The sequence below is a fragment of the Halopseudomonas nanhaiensis genome (assembly GCF_020025155.1).
Taxonomy (GTDB): domain Bacteria; phylum Pseudomonadota; class Gammaproteobacteria; order Pseudomonadales; family Pseudomonadaceae; genus Halopseudomonas; species Halopseudomonas nanhaiensis.
Window position 1 is genome coordinate 1,057,296 of the sequence record NZ_CP073751.1, and the last position, 19,050, is coordinate 1,076,345.

At 61.8% G+C, this 19,050-nt stretch carries 17 protein-coding genes; 10 read left to right on the top strand and 7 right to left on the bottom strand.

Going from position 1 to position 19,050, the window contains the following annotated elements; genetic code table 11:
- The first annotated feature begins 58 nt into the window (after positions 1-58).
- The 9 genes from KEM63_RS04800 to rpoS all read left to right on the top strand — a co-directional run bounded on the left by KEM63_RS04800 (position 59) and on the right by rpoS (position 8,182).
- Positions 59-1,171: an S-(hydroxymethyl)glutathione dehydrogenase/class III alcohol dehydrogenase gene (locus KEM63_RS04800; RefSeq protein ID WP_223655063.1), complete on the top strand. Its 1,113-nt coding sequence runs from the start codon at positions 59-61 to the stop codon at positions 1,169-1,171.
- Positions 1,172-1,254: 83 nt separating this feature from the next.
- Positions 1,255-2,109, top strand: a complete 855-nt coding sequence (gene fghA, locus KEM63_RS04805; protein WP_223655064.1) for an S-formylglutathione hydrolase — start codon at positions 1,255-1,257, stop codon at positions 2,107-2,109.
- A gap of 100 nt (positions 2,110-2,209) precedes the next feature.
- On the top strand, positions 2,210-2,683 hold the full coding sequence (gene ispF / locus KEM63_RS04810; protein ID WP_223655065.1) for a 2-C-methyl-D-erythritol 2,4-cyclodiphosphate synthase: 474 nt from the start codon (positions 2,210-2,212) through the stop codon (positions 2,681-2,683).
- A complete protein-coding gene (truD, locus tag KEM63_RS04815) occupies positions 2,680-3,738 on the top strand; it encodes a tRNA pseudouridine(13) synthase TruD (protein WP_223655066.1) in 1,059 nt (352 codons plus the stop codon). Before ispF ends, truD begins: the two co-directional genes overlap by 4 nt.
- On the top strand, positions 3,738-4,487 hold the full coding sequence (gene surE / locus KEM63_RS04820; protein ID WP_223655067.1) for a 5'/3'-nucleotidase SurE: 750 nt from the start codon (positions 3,738-3,740) through the stop codon (positions 4,485-4,487). The genes truD and surE overlap by 1 nt, the downstream gene beginning before the upstream one ends.
- Positions 4,488-4,522: 35 nt before the next feature.
- Positions 4,523-5,158: a protein-L-isoaspartate(D-aspartate) O-methyltransferase gene (locus KEM63_RS04825; RefSeq protein WP_223655068.1), complete on the top strand. Its 636-nt coding sequence runs from the start codon at positions 4,523-4,525 to the stop codon at positions 5,156-5,158.
- On the top strand, positions 5,155-6,093 hold the full coding sequence (locus tag KEM63_RS04830) for a polyprenyl-phosphate transporter (RefSeq protein WP_480383394.1): 939 nt from the start codon (positions 5,155-5,157) through the stop codon (positions 6,091-6,093). The genes KEM63_RS04825 and KEM63_RS04830 overlap by 4 nt, the downstream gene beginning before the upstream one ends.
- Before the next feature lie 47 nt (positions 6,094-6,140).
- The gene (locus KEM63_RS04835) at positions 6,141-7,007 is read left to right on the top strand and encodes a peptidoglycan DD-metalloendopeptidase family protein (RefSeq protein WP_223655069.1); all 867 of its coding nucleotides are present in this window, start codon (positions 6,141-6,143) and stop codon (positions 7,005-7,007) included.
- Positions 7,008-7,183: 176 nt separating this feature from the next.
- On the top strand, positions 7,184-8,182 hold the full coding sequence (gene rpoS / locus KEM63_RS04840) for an RNA polymerase sigma factor RpoS (RefSeq protein ID WP_223655070.1): 999 nt from the start codon (positions 7,184-7,186) through the stop codon (positions 8,180-8,182).
- A gap of 179 nt (positions 8,183-8,361) precedes the next feature.
- Here rpoS and KEM63_RS04845 read toward each other — a convergent pair whose 3' ends face one another.
- The 5 genes from KEM63_RS04845 to KEM63_RS04865 form a co-directional block, all read right to left on the bottom strand.
- Entirely contained in the window at positions 8,362-11,409 is a 3,048-nt protein-coding gene (locus KEM63_RS04845; protein ID WP_223655071.1) for a multidrug efflux RND transporter permease subunit, read from the bottom strand.
- 12 nt (positions 11,410-11,421) lie between these two features.
- A complete protein-coding gene (locus tag KEM63_RS04850; protein ID WP_223655072.1) occupies positions 11,422-12,537 on the bottom strand; it encodes an efflux RND transporter periplasmic adaptor subunit in 1,116 nt (371 codons plus the stop codon).
- A 195-nt stretch (positions 12,538-12,732) separates the two neighbouring features.
- On the bottom strand, positions 12,733-14,796 hold the full coding sequence (locus KEM63_RS04855) for a putative bifunctional diguanylate cyclase/phosphodiesterase (protein ID WP_223655819.1): 2,064 nt from the start codon (positions 14,794-14,796) through the stop codon (positions 12,733-12,735).
- A 191-nt stretch (positions 14,797-14,987) separates the two neighbouring features.
- Entirely contained in the window at positions 14,988-15,572 is a 585-nt protein-coding gene (locus tag KEM63_RS04860; protein ID WP_223655073.1) for a superoxide dismutase, read from the bottom strand.
- Between the two features lie 208 nt (positions 15,573-15,780).
- The gene (locus KEM63_RS04865) at positions 15,781-16,395 is read right to left on the bottom strand and encodes a LysE/ArgO family amino acid transporter (RefSeq protein WP_223655074.1); all 615 of its coding nucleotides are present in this window, start codon (positions 16,393-16,395) and stop codon (positions 15,781-15,783) included.
- Positions 16,396-16,487: 92 nt separating this feature from the next.
- On the opposite strand from KEM63_RS04865, the gene KEM63_RS04870 reads away from it, so the two are divergent.
- Positions 16,488-17,372: a LysR family transcriptional regulator ArgP gene (locus KEM63_RS04870; RefSeq protein ID WP_223655075.1), complete on the top strand. Its 885-nt coding sequence runs from the start codon at positions 16,488-16,490 to the stop codon at positions 17,370-17,372.
- On the opposite strand, the gene KEM63_RS04875 is transcribed toward KEM63_RS04870, so the two are convergent.
- Together KEM63_RS04875 and KEM63_RS04880 are read right to left on the bottom strand one after the other, a co-directional pair.
- Positions 17,365-18,420, bottom strand: a complete 1,056-nt coding sequence (locus KEM63_RS04875; RefSeq protein ID WP_223655076.1) for a saccharopine dehydrogenase family protein — start codon at positions 18,418-18,420, stop codon at positions 17,365-17,367. The two genes, KEM63_RS04870 and KEM63_RS04875, sit on opposite strands and share 8 nt — an antisense overlap.
- A gap of 125 nt (positions 18,421-18,545) precedes the next feature.
- Positions 18,546-18,899 (bottom strand): hypothetical protein, encoded by a 354-nt coding sequence (locus KEM63_RS04880; protein WP_223655077.1) that lies wholly within the window; start codon positions 18,897-18,899, stop codon positions 18,546-18,548.
- Positions 18,900-19,050 lie beyond the last annotated feature (151 nt).

The window sequence follows — 19,050 nt, forward strand, 5'->3', positions numbered from 1 at the left end:
CGCCCCCGTCCCGCATGACCTAAACTGTGCCGACCCTAACGCAGTTGGAGAAAGTTTGATGATCAAGTCCCGCGCAGCTGTGGCGTTCGAAGCAGGCAAGCCACTTGAAATTGTCGAAGTAGACGTCGCTCCGCCGAAGGCCGGCGAAGTTCTGGTGCGTATCGTGGCGACCGGGGTCTGTCATACCGACGCGTTCACGTTGTCTGGTGAGGATCCGGAAGGCATTTTCCCGGCGATTCTCGGTCATGAGGGCGGTGGCATTGTCGAGGCGGTGGGCGAGGGGGTGACCTCGCTGGAAGTAGGTGATCACGTTATCCCTCTGTACACGGCCGAATGCCGCGAATGCAAATTCTGCAGATCGGGAAAGACGAACCTGTGTCAGGCCGTCCGGGCCACGCAGGGCAAGGGTCTGATGCCTGATGGAACCACCCGCTTTTCCTATCAGGGCAAGCCGATCTATCACTACATGGGCACCTCAACCTTTTCCGAGTACACCGTTCTGCCGGAAATTTCACTGGCGAAGATCCCCAGGGAAGCGCCTCTGGACAAGGTCTGCCTGCTTGGCTGCGGCGTTACCACGGGCATCGGCGCCGTGATCAATACAGCGAAGGTTGAAGCGGGCGCCACCGTCGCCATATTCGGCCTCGGGGGTATCGGGTTGGCAGCGATTATCGGTGCGAAAATGGTCAACGCCAGTCGCATCATCGCCATCGACATCAACCCGTCGAAGTTCGATATCGCCCGTGAGCTGGGTGCTACCGATTTCGTCAATCCGAAGGATCACGACAAACCGATTCAGGACGTCATTGTCGAGATGACCGATGGCGGTGTGGATTATTCCTTCGAGTGCGTGGGCAATGTTCAGTTGATGCGCGCTGCTCTGGAGTGCTGCCACAAGGGCTGGGGCGAGTCGACCATCATTGGCGTTGCCGGTGCTGGCCAGGAAATCAGCACCCGTCCATTTCAGTTGGTGACCGGTCGGGTGTGGCGTGGTAGCGCGTTCGGCGGCGTCAAGGGCCGTACGGAACTGCCGGGCTATGTCGAGAAGGCCCAGACCGGCGAGATCCCGCTCGATACGTTCATCACTCACAACATGGGACTGGACGAGATCAATGAGGCCTTTGACCTGATGCACGAGGGCAAGAGTATTCGTACGGTTATCCATTTCTAGAAGCCTTGACCGGGTCCGTTCCCGCCTCACCCGGCGCGCGGGACCTCGAAGGACTATCGATCACTGCCCACGAAGAGGTTTCAATGACTGATCTGGAACTGGTCGCTGCCAACAGAAGCTTCGGCGGTTGGCACAAGCGTTGCAGGCACCGCTCCGACGTGCTTGGCTGCGACATGATATTTGCGGTTTACCTGCCGCCGCAGGCGGAGCAGGGCAACCCGCTGCCGGTGTTGTACTGGCTGTCCGGCCTGACCTGTACCGATGAAAACTTCATGCAGAAGGCCGGGGCTCAGCGGCTGGCTGCAGAACTTGGTCTGGTCATCGTTTGCCCGGATACCAGCCCTCGTGGCGAAGGCGTGCCGGACGATCCGGACGGCGCGTACGATTTTGGTCTGGGTGCGGGCTTTTATGTCAACGCTACCCAGCAGCCCTGGGCGACCCATTACCGCATGTACGACTATGTGGCCCGGGAACTGCCTGCGCTGATCGAGGCGAATTTCCCGGTCAGCGAACAACGCAGTATCAGCGGACATTCGATGGGTGGTCACGGCGCTCTGATCTGTGCGCTGAAAAATCCGGGTCGCTATCGTTCGGTTTCGGCCTTCGCGCCGATCGCCAATCCGTCGGCGTGCTCCTGGGGGCAGAAGGCGCTTGGGCGTTATCTGGGTCCTGACGAGGCGCAATGGAAGCAGTGGGATGCATCCGAGCTGATGGCCCAGGCGACCGAGAAGCTGCCGTGCCTGGTGGATCAGGGGGAGGACGACTCATTTCTGCTTGAACAGCTCAAGCCGGAAGCGCTCGAAGAAGCGGCGGCCGCTGCGGGCTACCCGCTGACGCTGCGGCGCCAACCGGGTTATGACCACAGTTATTACTTCATCGCCAGTTTCATCGATGAGCATCTGCATCACCACGCCCGGGCGCTGGGCGTGCCGCGCTAGCACCAACAGGCTGCACCGGCGTCGCATTCACCGGCTGGCCTTTCTATTATCGAGGCCCAGCCGGTAGAATCGATCGCCCCATCCATTACTCAGGATTGCCATGCGCATCGGCCACGGTTACGACGTCCATCGCTTCGGCGACGGCGATCACATCATCCTCGGCGGGGTCCGCATCCCGCATCATCATGGGCTGGTCGCGCATTCCGACGGCGATGTACTACTGCACGCGCTGACCGACGCGCTGCTCGGTGCCGCCGCGCTGGGTGATATCGGCCAGCATTTCCCCGACACTGACCCCCGCTTCAAGGGTGCGGACAGCCGAGTGTTGCTGCGCCATGCGCTCGGCCTGGTTCAGGCCAGGGGTTGGCGGGTGGGTAATGTGGACGCAACCATCGTTGCACAGGCACCGAAGATGGCGCCGCATATTCCAGCCATGCGGCAGCAGGTCGCCGACGACCTTGCGGTTGACCTCGATCAGGTCAACGTCAAGGCCACTACCACCGAGAAGCTGGGATTCATCGGCCGGGAAGAGGGCATAGCGGTTCACGCTGTCGCGCTCCTGCTGGCTCTGTGAGTGGCGTCGAACTCCTCGGCCCCACCGCATGGGGGCCGAGTTGCGGGTCCGCCGTGCTCAAGGCGTTGCCAGAGCACTTCCACGTCATCGAGATCCTGGATATTGAACTCGGTGGCGAAGGTGAGCACCTCTGGCTGCACCTGCTCAAACGCAACCTGAATACCGAGGATGTCGCCCGCCGCCTGGCGCGTGCGGCTGGCGTGTCGGTGCGGGACGTAAGCTACGCAGGTCTCAAGGACCGACGTGCGGTGACCAGCCAATGGTTCAGTATTCAGCTGCCCGGCCGCCCTGATCCGGACCTGTCTGGCCTGTGGAGCGATGATCTGCGCTGTCTGGACAGTCAACGCCATCGTCGCAAGTTGCAACGCGGGGCGCACAGCGCCAACCGTTTCGTCATCGTGCTCAGCGAGCTACAGGCAGACCGCGAGGCGCTTGACCGTCGTCTGCAGCAGATCGCAGCGGCGGGTGTGCCGAACTACTTTGGCCCGCAGCGTTTCGGCCGCGGCGGCTCCAACGTTGTCGATGCGCAGGACTGGGCCGCCCGCGGCGCCTTCCCGCCCGCGCGAGGCACCCGTTCGCGCCTGCTGAGTGCTGCCCGCAGCCTGCTGTTCAATCGCGTTCTGGCGCGCCGGGTAGCGGCCGGTACCTGGAATCGCATTCAGGAAGAGGATTGTGTGGCCTTCACCGACAGCCGCAGTCACTTTGCGGCGGCGCGTCTGGTTGAGAACGATCCACGGGTGCTGGCACTGGATATTCATCCTACGGGGCCGCTCTGGGGGAGTGGTGAGCCGTCCGTCGGGCCGATGCTGGCATCGCTGGAACGGGAAACCGCGCAAAGCGAGCCAGCGCTGGCGGCCTGGCTGGAACAGGCCGGTCTGGAGCAGGCCAGACGCATTCTGCGCCTCCCAATAGGTTCGCTGGCATGGCATTATCCGTCCCCTACGAGTATTGAACTGGAATTCACCCTGCCAACGGGTTGCTTTGCGACGGCGGTCATACGAGAACTCGTCGACCTGACTGACGAGCCCGGCGGCGGACTGGAAAGCGAGAGCTGATGCGTATCCTTATTGCCAACGACGACGGCGTGCTGGCTCCTGGCCTGGCAGCGTTGCATGGCGCCTTGAAAGATTACGCCGACTGTGTGGTCGTGGCACCCCATGAAGATCGCAGCGGTGCAAGCAGCGCCCTGAGCCTGGACAAGCCGCTGCGTCCGTTCACCCTTGCCAATGGCTTCATAGGTCTCAACGGCACACCCACCGACTGCGTACACCTCGGGCTCAATGCGCTGTATCAGGACAGTGTCGATATGGTCGTCGCGGGCATCAACCTCGGTGCCAATCTGGGTGATGACGTGCTCTACTCCGGCACGGTCGCCGCCGCACTGGAGGGACGCTTTCTATCGCGCCCGGCCATGGCCTTCTCTCTGGTCGGCCGTCAGCCAGACAACCTCCCGGCGGCGGCGTCCATCGCGCGACGCATGGTCGAGACGCACGAAGAGCTGGATCTGCCGCCCCGAACCGTGCTGAGCGTCAACATTCCCAATCTGCCGCTGGAACACATCAAGGGTATACGCTTGACCCGCCTCGGGCATCGCTCCCGCGCGGCGCGCCCGGTCAAGTGGGTCGACCCTCGGGGCAAGGAAGGCTACTGGATATCGGTGGCCGGCGACGCCGAGGACGGCGGCGAGGGCACCGACTTCCATGCGGTCATGCAGGGCTACGTTTCGGTCACGCCGCTGCGCGTGGACAAGACGCACTACGAAGTATTCGATCACCTTGGCCAGTGGCTGGAACGGTTGGGGTAGATGTGAGAGACGACATATATAAAAGCGGCATCGGCATGACTTCGCAGAGGACGCGCGAACGCTTGCTCGAGCGACTCTTCGAAGAAGGTATCCGCAACCTTCATGTGCTCGAGGCGATCCGCCGGACGCCGCGGCATCTGTTCGTCGACGAAGCTCTGGCCCATCGTGCCTATGAAGACACGGCACTGCCGATCGGGCATAACCAGACGCTTTCGCAACCCTACATCGTTGCCCGCATGACCGAACTGCTGCTGGGCGGCGGTCCGCTGGACAAGGTAATGGAGGTGGGGACCGGCTCCGGTTACCAGACTGCCATCCTGGCGCAGGTGGTCGAGCGGGTGTTCAGCGTCGAGCGGATTCTGCCGTTGCAGGAGCGCGCCAAGGTGGTGCTCAAGGACATCAACGTGCGCAATGTGGTGTTTCGGCACGCCGATGGCAACTGGGGCTGGCCACAATACGGCCCCTACGATGCAATCCTGGTTACCGCTGCGCCGGCTGACGTCCCCGCCGAGTTGCTCGGTCAACTGGCCGACGGCGGGCGCATGGTGATTCCTGTGGGCGAAAGCGAGCAATATCTGACGCTGGTGATTCGCGAAGGCGAACAGTTCATACGACATCAGGTCGAACCGGTACGATTCGTACCATTGCTGGCAGGAGCCATCAACTCGTGAGCGCACCACCCACACCCTTCAGGCAGTATATACCCGTATTTTTCAAAGGCATGGCGATGGGCGCCGCGGACATTGTTCCCGGCGTTTCAGGCGGCACCATTGCATTCATCAGCGGCATTTACGACCGCTTGATCGATGCCATTGCTGCGTGCACGCCGGACAAGTTGTTGTGGCTGGTCCGCGGGCGATTTCGGGAAACCTGGCAAGCGGTCGACGCGCCGTTTCTGCTCACGCTGCTGGCTGGCATCCTCACCAGCGTATTCAGCCTGGCGCAGTTGATCAGCTATCTGCTGACCGAGCATCCCGAGCCGCTGTGGTCGTTCTTCTTCGGCCTGATCATTGCGTCGGTGCTGCTGGTTGGACGGCAGATAGAGCGATGGAACGCAGGCAGTCTTGCCGCGGTATTTGCCGGCACCGTATTTGCCTATCTGGTAACCGTGGCGGTCCCCATTCAATTGCCGGTGACCATGGTCACGCTGTTCTTCGGCGCGGCCATTGCGATCTGCGCCATGATCCTCCCGGGAATATCCGGAAGTTTCATTCTGCTGCTGCTGGGTCTGTACGCCGGCGTGCTCGAAGCGGTGCGCAACCTGGATCTGGCGCTGCTCGGCGTGTTCATGCTCGGTTGCATTGGTGGGCTGCTCAGCTTCGCGCGGCTGTTGTCCTGGCTGCTCGACTACGTACGTAACATCACGCTGGCATTCCTCACTGGCCTGCTGCTCGGTTCGCTGAACAAGGTCTGGCCGTGGAAGGAAACCGTCAGCTGGAGACAGGACAGTCACGGCGAGATGGTGCCTCTTATCCAGAGCAACGTCGGCCCGTTGCAGTACGAACAGCTCACAGGAACACCCTCGTTCTGGCTACTCGGAATGGCGCTGATGGCGCTGGGCGTGGTATTAGTGATGGCACTTGAGAGATGGGGACGGCGGGCCTGAGTGCCCGGCGTGATCCAGCAAACGTCGGCGTTGGTCAGGGGCAGTGTGTGTCAGAGCGTTTTGCGATCGTGATCGGTTGGCGGCAATGTGCGATAGCCCTTGTCGGTTCGTTGTTGGTAGCCTGTGCCGGGCCCTCCGGGTATGTTCCGATCGATGATCGCAGCCGCGGCGGACAGTCCGCTCGGGCGCAGGCACGCGCCGCTGAAATACCCGCCTCGGGACTGCACACGGTGCAGCGCGGCGAAACGCTCTATCAGATCGCCTTCCGTTACGGCACGGACTGGCAGAGCGTGGCCGGCTACAACAATCTGAGACAGCCCTACACCATCTATCCGGGGCAGCAGCTTCGTGTGGCGCCCGGTCAGACACCGCGACGCACCGCGGCCACACCGGTACCGCCCAAGCAACCCTCACCGTCACCCTCTGCGCCGATCACGCGTGCGCCTGCGGCTGCACCCAGCGCGACGCGTACCATCCCGGCGCCGACGCCTGCTCAGTCCACTCCCTCGAGGAGCGCCGGCACCATCAGTGTGCCAGCCAAGGTTTCGGGCTGGGCCTGGCCCGCTGACGGCCCGCTGATCGCCCGGTTCCAGTCAGGCAACAGCCTGAGCAAGGGCATCGACATCGCCGGCACGCTCGGTCAACCCATCAAGGCAGCGGCGGATGGCGCCGTCGTGTACGCCGGGCGCGGGCTGCTCGGCTACGGCGACATGATCATCGTCAAGCATGACGACACCTTCCTCAGTGCCTATGCGCATAACAGCAAGTTGATGGTCAGCGAAGGGGAGCAGGTCAAGCGCGGTCAGGTCATCGCCGAAATGGGCAGCAGCGGTACCGACCGGGTGAAGCTGCACTTCGAAATTCGTCAGAAAGGCAAGCCGGTTGATCCGCTCGGACATCTGCCGAAACGTTGACGGCGGGGCAAAACCGGCACAATGTTGTCATGCTCGGCAGATAATCTGCGAAAGTATAGTTCAGGCCGGAACAAGCGGAGGCTTGCTCGGTCAATAAGTGTGAAAGATGGGAGAGTGGCAAGGTAATGCCGGGCTTTCTCGTTAATCCAGACGTACTTTGACATGGGGCAAGCAAAATGGCAGTCAATAATAATCAGCCCGAACAGGTTCTCAGTGACGATGAAACGACTCTAGTCGAGCCTGAGGCCAGGGAAGTCGAAGAACTGAGTCTGGAGACGCCAACCGGGCGTCGCGCTGCGTCACCCCGGACGCATCGCCGCGAGAACTCCTTCGAATTTACCAAGCAGCTGGATGCCACGCAGCTGTATCTCAATGAAATCGGCTTTTCCCCCCTGTTGACTCCCGAAGAAGAAGTGCACTTCGCCAGGCTTGCCCAGAAAGGTGATGCCGCGGGTCGCAAGCGGATGATCGAAAGCAACCTGCGCCTGGTGGTGAAGATCGCCCGTCGTTACGTGAATCGCGGGCTGAGCCTGCTGGATCTTATCGAAGAGGGTAACCTTGGGCTGATTCGCGCGGTGGAGAAATTCGATCCGGAGCGCGGCTTCCGCTTTTCGACCTACGCCACCTGGTGGATCCGCCAGACCATCGAACGCGCGATCATGAACCAGACGCGCACGATTCGCCTGCCGATTCATGTCGTCAAGGAACTCAATGTCTATCTGCGTGCGGCGCGCGAGCTGACGCAGAAGCTCGATCATGAGCCCTCACCTGAAGAAATCGCCCACCTGCTCGACAAGCCCGTCGAAGACGTCAAGCGGATGCTGGGTCTCAACGAGCGAGTCGCCTCGGTCGATATGTCACTCGGGCCGGATTCTGACAAGACGCTGCTCGATACGCTCACCGATGAGCAGAACAACGATCCGTGCGAGCTGCTCCAGGGGGATGACCTCAACGCCAGCATCGATCAATGGCTCTCGGAGCTCACCGAGAAGCAACGTGAAGTGGTCGCCCGTCGATTCGGTCTGCGTGGCCACGAGAGCAGCACGCTGGAGGAGGTTGGCCGGGAGATCGGTCTGACCCGCGAGCGGGTTCGTCAGATTCAGGTCGAAGCGCTGAAGCGTCTGCGTGACATCCTCGAGCAGCACGGTCTCACTGGCGAGTCATTGTTTCAGTAGATACAGGTCAGCTGCCGCGCTGCCAGCACTCGACCGGCAGTGCGGTCGGTCCCTTTTCGAATCCCTTCCTCTGTCATCCAGTGTTCTTGGCCGTTATCGGCGGCATAGGTCGACCGTCAAACGGCCATCGAAGCCCCTCAGATCCCGGGCAGCGTCCATGTCGCCCGATAGTCCTCGGTTCAGACCGGGGCTTCGATCGCCTGAGCCTTATGGTTTTCGGCGAAGACCAGATACACCGCCGGCAGCACGAACAGCGTGAACAGGGTGCCGATGGTCAGGCCCGCTGCAATCACTACACCGATGTCGAATCGGCTTACTGCGCCTGCGCCTTCCGCGAGCAGCAAGGGAATCATCGCAAACACCATGGCGGCAGTCGTCATGAGTACAGGCCGCAGACGGACGGCCGCCGATGCTTCGACTGCCTCGCGCTGTGACAGGCCTTCCTGACGCTGCAGCTGATTGGCGAATTCGACAATAAGAATGCCGTGCTTACTGATCAGGCCGATCAGCGTCACCAGCCCCACCTGGGTATAGATGTTCATTGTCGAGATCCCGAGAAACAGCGGGATCAGCGCCCCACAGATCGAGAGCGGTACGGTGACCAGAATCACCAGCGGATCACGGAAGCTTTCAAACTGCGCTGCCAGCACCAGGTAGATCAGCGCCAGGGCAAGGCCGAAGGTGACGTACAGCGCGGCACCTTCCTGCTTGTACTGGCGCGCTGCGCCGGCGTAATCAAAGGTGAAACCCTGCGGCATCTCGGCGGCGGCGATCTCTTCCAGCGTCTGCAGCGCTTCGCCCATGCTCACCAGGGGTACGCCCTGAATACGCGCTGCGTTGAGTTGCTGGAACTGGTTGAGCTGGGTCGGCCGGGCGCGCTCGTCGAGTTCGATCAGCGTGCCCAGCGGCAGCATCTCGCCCGCTTCGTTGCGCACATAGTAGTGATTCAGCCAGCCGCTGTTGTCGCGATAGGCTCGCTCGACCTGGGCGATGACCTTGTAGCTGCGACCGCTGATGGAAAAACGATTGATCTCGCCTTCACCCATCAGCGTCGAAAGCGTGCTGCCAATGTCGGCCATCGACACCCCCATCTGCGCGGCTTTCTCCCGCGAGATACGCACGGTGATTTCGGGCTTGTCGAACGCCAGGTCAATGGTGAGAAACGCGAACTTGCCGCTTTCCTGGGCACGGGCCTTGACCTGTTCGGTCACCTGCAACAGCGATTCATAGTCGCCGGGACTGGTGATCACGAACTGCACCGGCAAACCGCCGCCGGTGCCCGGTAGCGAGGGCAGGTTGAAGCCGAAGATCTGCAGGCCCGAGACCTTGTTCAGTTCTGCCTGGATGTCCGGCAACAGCTCCATCTGGGTCTTGTCTCGCTGCTCCCAGGGCTTGAGGAGAAATCCTCCGATACCGCTCTGAACGCCGTCCGACCCATTGATCTGGAAGTGCGATTCGTACTCGTCGAACTGCTTGAGTACGCGTGTTACCTCATCGGTGTAATGGGTGAGATAGTCCAGGTTCGCCGTCTTCGGCGCGTTGGACATCATGAAGATGATGCTCTGGTCCTCTTCGGGTGCCAGCTCGCTGCGAGTGAACATCAGCAGCACCGGGATCAGTAACAGCACCAGAACGCCGAAGGTCAGAGTGACCGCCTTGGTGTCCAGACTGCTGGAGAGCATCCGACGATAACGCGTTTGCAGGCGCTCGAAGATCACATCGAGCCTGTGCGCAAACCCGGACGGATTGGCCTCGTGGCGCAGCAGCTTGGAACACATCATCGGCGATAGCGTCAGGGCGACGATGCCGGAGATGATCACCGAGCCCGCCAGGGTGAAGGCAAACTCCCGGAACAACGCACCGGTCAGACCTTCCAGGAAGCCGATGGGCGCATAGACTGCTGCCAGCGTGATGGTCATGGCGACAACCGGCATGGCGATCTCGCGCGCACCGATGATTGCCGCGTCGAACGGTGTTTTGCCTTCCTCGATATGACGGTGGATGTTCTCCACTACCACGATGGCGTCATCGACTACCAACCCGATAGCCAGCACCAGTGCCAGCAGTGTCAGCAGGTTGATCGAGTAGCCCATCAGCTGCATGAAGAACAGCACGCCGATCATCGACAGCGGAATGGTGACGACCGGAATGATCACCGAGCGCATCGAACCGAGGAACAGGAATACCACGATGATGACGATGATCACCGCTTCGCCCAGTGTCTTGATCACCTCATCGATGGATTCCTCGATAAACTGGGTGGCATCGTAGGCGATCGAGCCCTTGAGCTCGGGAGGCAGTTGCGCTTCGATCTCCGGCATTGCTGCGCGGACTTCCTTGATCACGTCGAGCGGGTTCGCCAGCGGCGTTCCCTGGATACCGATATATACCGAGGGAATGCCGTCGAAAAAGCTGATCGAGTCGTAGCTTTCGGCGCCAAGTTCCACGCGCGCCACGTCGCGCACGAGGACCCGGGTCTCACCATCTATTTTCACCGGGATCGCCGCGAAGGCCTCCGGGTCCTCGAGATCGGTCATCGCGTTGACGCTGGTAACCACGTACTCGCCCTTGGTCTCGCCGGCCGCAGAGAGATAGTTGTAGGCGCGGATTGCCTGGTTCACATCGTCTGCAGTGACGCCGTAGGCGCCCATGCGGACCGGATCGAGCCACAGGCGCATGGCGAAGGTCTGGCGGCCGAGAATTTCCGCCTCGGCTATGCCGGGCAGAGTGGCGAGGCGTGGCTGGACGATCCGCGTCAGATAGTCGGTTATCTGCGGATTGTTCATCGTCTCGCTGTAAAAGCTGATGTACATCAGCGCGGTGGAGTCTGCCGCCTGCCGACTGATGACCGGTTCCTGCGCCTGCGGTGGGAGCTGGTTCCGCACTTCGGCGGTCTTGGACATGATGTCGGTGAACAGCCGATCGGTGTCGGTGCCCAGGCGCGCGTAGACCTGAATGACCGAGAAATTCTGGCGGCTTACCGAGTTGATGTAGTCGACGCCTTCGGCGCTGGCCAGGCTCTGCTGGATCGGCTGGGTGATATACCCCTGAATGACCTCGGCGTTGGCCCCCGGATAGGCGGTCGTCACGGTAACCAGCGCGTTCTCCATTTGCGGGTACTGGCGGATGGTGAGGTTGCTGAAGGCCTGCAGGCCAAGCAGCACGATCAGCAGACTGACGACGGTAGCGAGTACCGGCCTGCGGATGAACGGATCTGTGAATGCCATGGGCGGGTCGCCTTACAGGGGGTTGCTGTTGTCGATGGCGACGCGTGCGCCGTTATCCAGCTTGAGCTGGCCCGATGTGACCACCTGTTCGCCTGCCTGCAGACCTTTCAACACGACCACCTGTCCGTCACGCCGCTGGCCGGTTTCGACGAAACGGCGTTGCACTTCCAGAACCGGCTCGCCGCTCTGATCGGCAACGGCTTCGCCGTTTTCGTCACGCCGCGGCGTGATGACATAGACGGAGTTGCCGTACAGCGTGAACGTCATCGCTGTCTCCGGGACCACCACCTGTTCGGTATCGCCCGGCAGCACCAGCTCCAGCTCGGCGAACATGCCAGGCAGGAGCTTCTCGTCCGGGTTCGCCACGCTGGCGCGGATTTGCAGGTTACGCGAGGTCGCTTCCACCTTGGGGTTGATGGCCGCTACGGTCGCTTCGAAGACCTCGCCCGGGAAGGCCCCGACCTTGACCCGCACGGTCTGCCCAACCGCCAGTTGCGGGTAATACTGCTCGGGCATGAAGAAGTCGACGAACAGCCGCTCCAGATTCTGCAGCGTGGCGATGTTGGCACCGGGCGAGAGGTAGTCGCCGGGATCGACCCGGCTGATGCCGATGCGCCCGCTGAACGGCGCGCGGATACGTTTTTTCGCCAGCGTCGCGCGCAACTCGTCGGCCCGCGCTGTGGCCTGACGCAGAGAAGACCGCGCCTGATCGAACTGGCTCTGCGAAATGCTCTGACGCTGCAGCAGGTTCTGTTGTCGCTTGAACTCGACGCCGGCGAGCTCGGCCTGGGCTTCGGCGGTTGCCAGGCCGGCCTCCTCGACGTCGCCGCTCATGCGCACCAGATCCTGCCCGGCTTCGACCATCTGTCCGGACTCGAACAGCACCTCGGATACCACCCCGCTGACCTCGGCGGTCAGTTCGACGCCTAGCGCAGCAGTCAGCGTGCCGATCGCCGGCAGGCGCGTCTGCCACTGCAGCTGCTCGGCCGGGGCGGCGCCCACGTGGATCGGCGGCTTGGGTGCGGTGAACTGGGCAATCTGCGAGCGGATCGAGAGCGCCTTGTAGACGCCCAACCCGGCAACCACAACCACGAACAGAACGATGAGGATAACCAGGCGACGCAGCATGAATAGGTCCTTCTGAAAGCGTGGCGAGCGAGGAGAGCGACGTATTATCCACGTCCGGCTGGGTATTATCCAACGACGTTGTGGCAACTGTGCGTTGCATAAGCGCAATTGTATGAAAAAGGCGAATATAACCAGGGATAGCGGCCTTTTGCCGTCAAGATCGCCACATGATGACCGGGGTGCGGCCCGATTCCGTCAACGGCTTGGCGTGCCTTCAGGAGTGTGGTGATACTCGAAATCGCGTACCCAGTCCATCAGCGCGGCGGCGGGCAGGGGTTTGCTGTAGAAATAGCCCTGACCCTCGTTGCAGCCCTGGGCAATGATGTAGGCTTCCTGCGCTGCGGTTTCAACACCTTCGGCGATGACCTCCATATTCAGGCTGCGGCCAAGCTGAATGATCGCGCGCACGATGGTTGCATCATCCTCGTCCAGCAGCACGTCCTGAACGAAACTCTTGTCGACCTTGATCTTGTCCAACGGCAGGCCGCGCAGGTAGCTGAGCGAGGAGTAGCCAGTACCGAAATCGTCGATGGCAATCAGCACGCCTGCCTTCTTCAGACTGTTGAGGTGGTTCGCCGCGGCCGAGATATCTTCCATCAGGCCTGTTTCGGTCACCTCCAGCTCGAGGCTGTTCGGTGGCAGCGCGTAGCGCTGCATGAGATTGGTCACTACCCGGGCCAGTTCACTGTGATGCAGCTGCACGGTGGACAGATTGACCGCCATGCGCAGATGCGGATAGCCCGCGGTGTGCCAGGTGCGCAGCTGCTGGCAGGCCCGGTCGAGCACCCACTCGCCGATGGCAATGATCGAGCCGTTCTGCTCGGCCAACGGAATGAACAAATCCGGGGGAACCAGTCCTCGCTCAGCGTGCTCCCAACGCAGCAGCGCCTCGACGCCCACCACCTTGTGGCTGCGCAGGCAGATCTGCGGTTGGTAGACCAGGTGAAACTCGTTGCGTGACAGCGCACCGCGCAGATCCTTCTCCAGTTCGCGGCGAATGCGCATCTCGCTGTCCAGGCTGGCGATGTAGAACTGATAGCGGTTTCTCGAGCGCGCCTTGGCGAGCATCATCGTTTGCTCGGCTTTCTGCAGGAGCTTTTCCGCATCGTCACCATCATCGGGGAACAGCGTGATGCCGATGGTCGCGCGCAGACCGACGCGATGCTCACCGATCTCGAATGGCTCGCTCAGATCGTCCAGTACGGTTTGTGCCAGTTCCGCTGCCTCGTACGGCTCGCTGATGCCGGTCTGGACCAGCGCAAACTGGTCCCCGCCGAGCCGGGCCAGACAGCCCAGACGGGCGCTGCTGACTCGCAGCCGATCCGCAACCGCCACCAGCAGCGCATCACCGGACTGGTAGGTGAACTGCTCATTGACCTCCTTGAAATCATCCAGGCCGCAGCACAGCACCGCCACGCCTCGATGACGTCGGCCGGCATCCGCCAGAACGCGTCCCAGTTGCTCCTGCAGCATGCTGCGGTTGGGCAGTCCGGTGAGATGGTCGTGCTGGGCCATGTGCAGCAGATTTGCCTCCGCCTCGCGGCGACGGGTGCTGTTGCGCTCGATCGAGTCGAGCAACTGGTTGGCCTTGGTGATCCAGATACCCAGTTCATTCTTTTCCTGACCCGGGAGCATCGGGATCGGCGCTCTGCCAGGCTGGTCAGGGTTGATCTGGGCAATGTGTTCGATGATGCGGGCCAGCGGCTTCGTCAGCAGCACGTGGTAGATCAGATAGAGTACGAACGCCATGGCCATGGCACGGAAGATGCCCGAAATGACGATGATCAGCGATCGCTGAAGGAATTCACTGCCATAGGGCGCGGTGTCCAGAATCAACTCCAGATCACCGTAGTATTCGCTGTAGGGTGGGCGGCCGTGCAGTGCTATGCCGTAGGCCTGCTCGACGCCGAACAGCCAGTCCGTGATGTCACGAAAGGGCGTGTCCATAGGGTCGCGAACCCGGCTGGCCAGCGGCGCTTCGTCTGGATGACCGATCGATGCGAAGCGTACCGCACGGTGCTCGAAAAGCCCTTCCACTACCTGCAGTGCCATTTCCCGGTCGAGACTGTACACCGCCTGGGTGGCTGGATCGCGCGCCATCGCCAGGATCTGCTCGGCAGTACTGTCGATAAGCTCCCGTTCCTTGCGCAGATCGTAAAGGATCTGCCCAAAGCTGAGTATCAGTCCCACCACCAGTGCCCACAGCAATACGAGTTGCAGCAACTTGATGGACAGGCTGTGCCGGCGCTCGAGTTTCAAGGTCTTGTTATTTCCGTGCATCGGTTAGGCCCGAATCATCATGCAGGCTCTTCAGCATGTCCTGCAATACCTAAACGCAATGTACCGTCGGCGGGGGCGGGCAAATGTTGACTGAAATCAATATGAAATCATTGTGATATGACACAAACGAAACACCCCGCCTGGGCGGGGTGTTCGTCAACCTGGAGGGATCAGGCCGCTGCGTAGTTCTTCGCAACGAAGTCCCAGTTGACCAGGTTCCAGAACGCTTCGACGAATTTCGGCCGCGCGTTGCGGTAGTCGATGTAGTAGGCATGTTCCCACACATCGCAGGTCAGCAATGGAGCGTCGCCATCGGTCATCGGGTTACCGGCGCCGCCCTTGCTGACGATCGCCAGCGAGCCGTCCGACTTCTTGACCAGCCAGCCCCAGCCGGAGCCGAAGGTAGCGATGGACGTCTTGCTGAACTCTTCCTTGAACTTGTCGAAGGAGCCGAAAGCCTTGTTGATGGCTTCAGCCAGCTCGCCCGTGGGTTCGCCGCCGCCGTTCGGGCTCAGGCAGTTCCAGAAGAAGGTGTGGTTCCACACCTGGGCTGCGTTATTGAAGACGCCGCCGCTGGAAGTCTTGATGATGGTTTCCAGATCCTTGCCTTCGAACTCGGTGCCCGGGACCAGGTTGTTCAGATTGACCACATAGGTATTGTGGTGCTTGTCGTGATGGTACTCGAGCGTCTCGGCAGACATATGCGGCTCGAGAGCGTTCTTCTCGTACGGAAGTGGGGGTAGTTCAAAAGCCATGGTTTCTCTCCATCTTCAGGTATCAGGGTTCAGAAACGGAATCTTTCGAAGTATTAACTCCGCGTTCGACTGGCAGGCTTCACGGATGTATCCGTGCACCTGACGCCTCTTTTACCTCAGGGCGCTGCCCGTCTATCGTTTGGCAAGGCGAGAGCATAGCATCTGCACCGTGGGCTATCCACGCACCATAAGTGTGGTTATGCCCCGCTCAGGTGCTCAGGGCGGGCCTGGCGAGCATCCAGGCGACGCTCAGCATCATCAGCGCCACGCCCACATCGATCAGCCGCCAGGTCAATGGTCTGGCCAGCAGGGGAGCGAGTCTCGCGGCACCGATGGCAAGCAGGCCGAACCAGAGGATCGATGCGCTGACCGCGCCCAGTGCGAAGATGCCCGGGGTCGGTTGCTGCGCGCCGATGGAGCCGACCAGCACGACGGTGTCAATGTAAACGTGGGGATTGAGTAGCGTCACCGCCAGCGTAGTCAGCAGCACACTGCCCAGCGGACGGCGCGGCGCATCGACCGCGCGCAATCCGCCACTGCCGGCAGCACGGCGCAGAGCAAGTACAGCGTAGCCGACCAGAAAGGCCACGCCGCCCCAGCGAGCTACGTCCAATGCCAGTGGATACATCTGCAGCAGGCTGGCCAGCCCGAACACACCTGCAGCGATGAGCAAGGCGTCGCAGGTCATGCATACCAGCGCAACAGCTACGTGATGTTCACGGCGTAACCCCTGGGCCAGCACGAAGGCATTCTGTGCGCCAATCGCAATGATCAGACTGGCGCCGACAAATAGTCCGTTGGTGAAACTGCCGAAGCCCGGCATGAGTGCTGCTCCTGTTGGTGACCGGGTCGTATTGTCGCTACGGCGGGTGTATAAGAAAAGCGAATACTATGAATGACCCATTAGGAAAATAGATGCTGGACTACAAGCTTCTCATCGCGCTGGCATCGGTCGTCGAACAGGGCGGTTTCGAACGGGCCGCTCAGGTGCTGTCGCTGTCCCAGTCCGCTGTATCGCAACGCATCAAGCTGCTCGAGGCGCGAGTCGGCGCACCCGTGCTGATTCGGGGGACGCCTCCGCGCGCCACGCCGGTCGGCCAGCGCCTGCTCAACCATGTTCAGCAGGTGCGGTTGCTGGAGCGCGATCTTCGCTCCGACATGCCGATGCTGGATGCAGACGACGCCGCGCCCCGTCTGCGCATCGCCATCAACGCCGACAGCCTGGCCACGTGGTGGGCCGATGCGGTAGCGGCGTTGTGTCGGCAGGAACGGCTGTTGCTGGACATGCTGGTGGAGGATCAGGACGTGGGTCTGCGTCGCATGCGTGCCGGCGAAGTGGCCGGTTGTGTATGTGCCAGCGCCGAGCCCATAGGCGGTGCGCGCTCGGTGCGACTGGGTGTGATGCGGTATGTGGCGGTCGCCAGCAATGATTTTGTCCGCAGCGAACTTGAAGGCCGAGTAGACCCGCAGCGGCTGCTGAAGGTTCCAGCGGTGGTATTTGGTCCCGATGACCAGCTGCAACATCGTTTTCTCGCGGGGTTGGGGCTGGCCGGGGACTTCGCTCACCACCTGTGCCCGTCGTCCGAAGGCTTCGTCAAACTACTGCTGGCCGGCGCCGGTTGGGGCATGGTCCCGGCTTTGCAGATTGCCGGCGAGCTGGAACGGGGCGCGCTGGTCGAGCTGGCGCCCGCCGCGGCGGTGGACGTCCCGCTTTACTGGCATTGCTGGCGCCACGGGGGCGGGTTGCTCGACCGCCTCACCTCGCAGCTGCTCGTCACCGCGCCGCGACTGCTCAGCTGATCACGATGCTGCCGGAGCCCGGCAGCTGTTCGACACAGCGGCTACCGAGCAACCGCGAGGGGGTGAAGTATCCGGGCCTCGGCGCTTCGGCGTTCAGCAGATGCTGCACCGCCATGAGTACGCCGTTTACCGTCACATCGTAGCCGTTGGCGGTACGGATGCGTGCCGTGACCTTGCGCCCCGAGGGGTTCTGCGCCTCACCCCAGACGTAGGTACAGGCGCTCTCGCGCTGCGCGGCATCCGGGCCGACGATCCGCTTACCGACATATCGCTTGAGCAATGCTTGCACGGGTCCCAGCGCCAGTACCGGTTGCACCCAACCGAGTCGTCGCAGCCGTACCGCGGCGCTCGGCGCCATGGGAACGAACACCTCGATGTTCTCTATCCCGGTGGAGAACCAGGCGGTGGCGACGTCACCCCAAGGGATGGTCGCGGCGGACTTGGTGCCGTTGCCAAAATCGATGTGGCGGCTCTGATAGGCCAGCGGGACCTGTCGGATCTCGCCGTCAATGCGTACCTTGCCGCCTTCGCGGAGTCCTTCGACAGAGGTCTTGGCGGTGCCGGGCGACAGCCCGCTCCGCGAGTCGAAGCCGAGCGCCAGCCGGTCGGCGTCAGGCAGCTCGGACTTGAGGGTAGCGGCGACGCAATCGGTAGGAATGACATCGAACCCCACACCGGGGCACACCACGATGCCTGCCGCAACGGCTTCGGCATGCCGTTCGTGCGCCGCCGTGAACACATCGATCTCGCCAGTGATGTCCACATAGTGCGCGTGCTCGGCAAGGCAGGCGTCGAGCATTGGCTTGCTGGTCGCCGAGAACGGACCGGCACAATGCGCAACGACGCTGATCCCGCGTACGCCCTGGCGGGCTGCGTCGGCATCCCTCAGGTCGAAAATTCTGTAATCCAGTCCCAGTTCACTGGCCAGGGCTTCTACCGCCGCCCGCCGGCGGCCGCCCAGTACCGGTCTCAGCCCCTGCCGAGCCGCCTCACGTGCGACGAGCTGGCCGGTATAACCGTTTGCACCGTAGATCATCCAGGATTGCATGCCGTTCTCCGCTGCGCTGTGCCTGTCCGGCAGACTAACCGCTGGGCCGGTCGGTTTCCATGCTGTCAGTCGGCAGAGCTCGGAAAAGCTCTAGCGTTTCGCAGAATACGGCGCCACTAGCCCTGCTAGTTTCGAATCATCTGCCCTCGATAGATGCGTACGCTGGTGGAGGGGGTCGATGAGCTCTCTTCGCCCATTTCGTCCGGGCGTGTCTCCCGCGGTTGGTAGCGGCGCGCAGCTATGGCCCCCTGAGCCAGTACCGCATCGTCGGGAGCGGCACGCGGTGCCAGCATGCCCGAGAGCCGCATCCCCAGTTCACGGATTTCCGCGAGCGCGCTGTCATGGCTGATCTGCAGCATGCGTTCGACAGCATCTGGCTCGGCCAGGCGTATGACGATCCCCATGTCCTGCTTGAGTCGCCGGCGCAGCGCGGTCATGCAGTCCAGCGTGCCGCGGTTGAAGTGTGCTTCGCTAATCATGTGTCCCCCTTAAGGCAGGCTTCCCCCCGGAAACCTAGCCAAGCAGCAGTCAACCAAGCAGAATACATACCACTTTCAGCGGCCTCCCCACCGGCGCGGCTTTAGCGGCCTGCCAGGGCACGGACGCACGCTGAAGGCAGGATGAATGCAG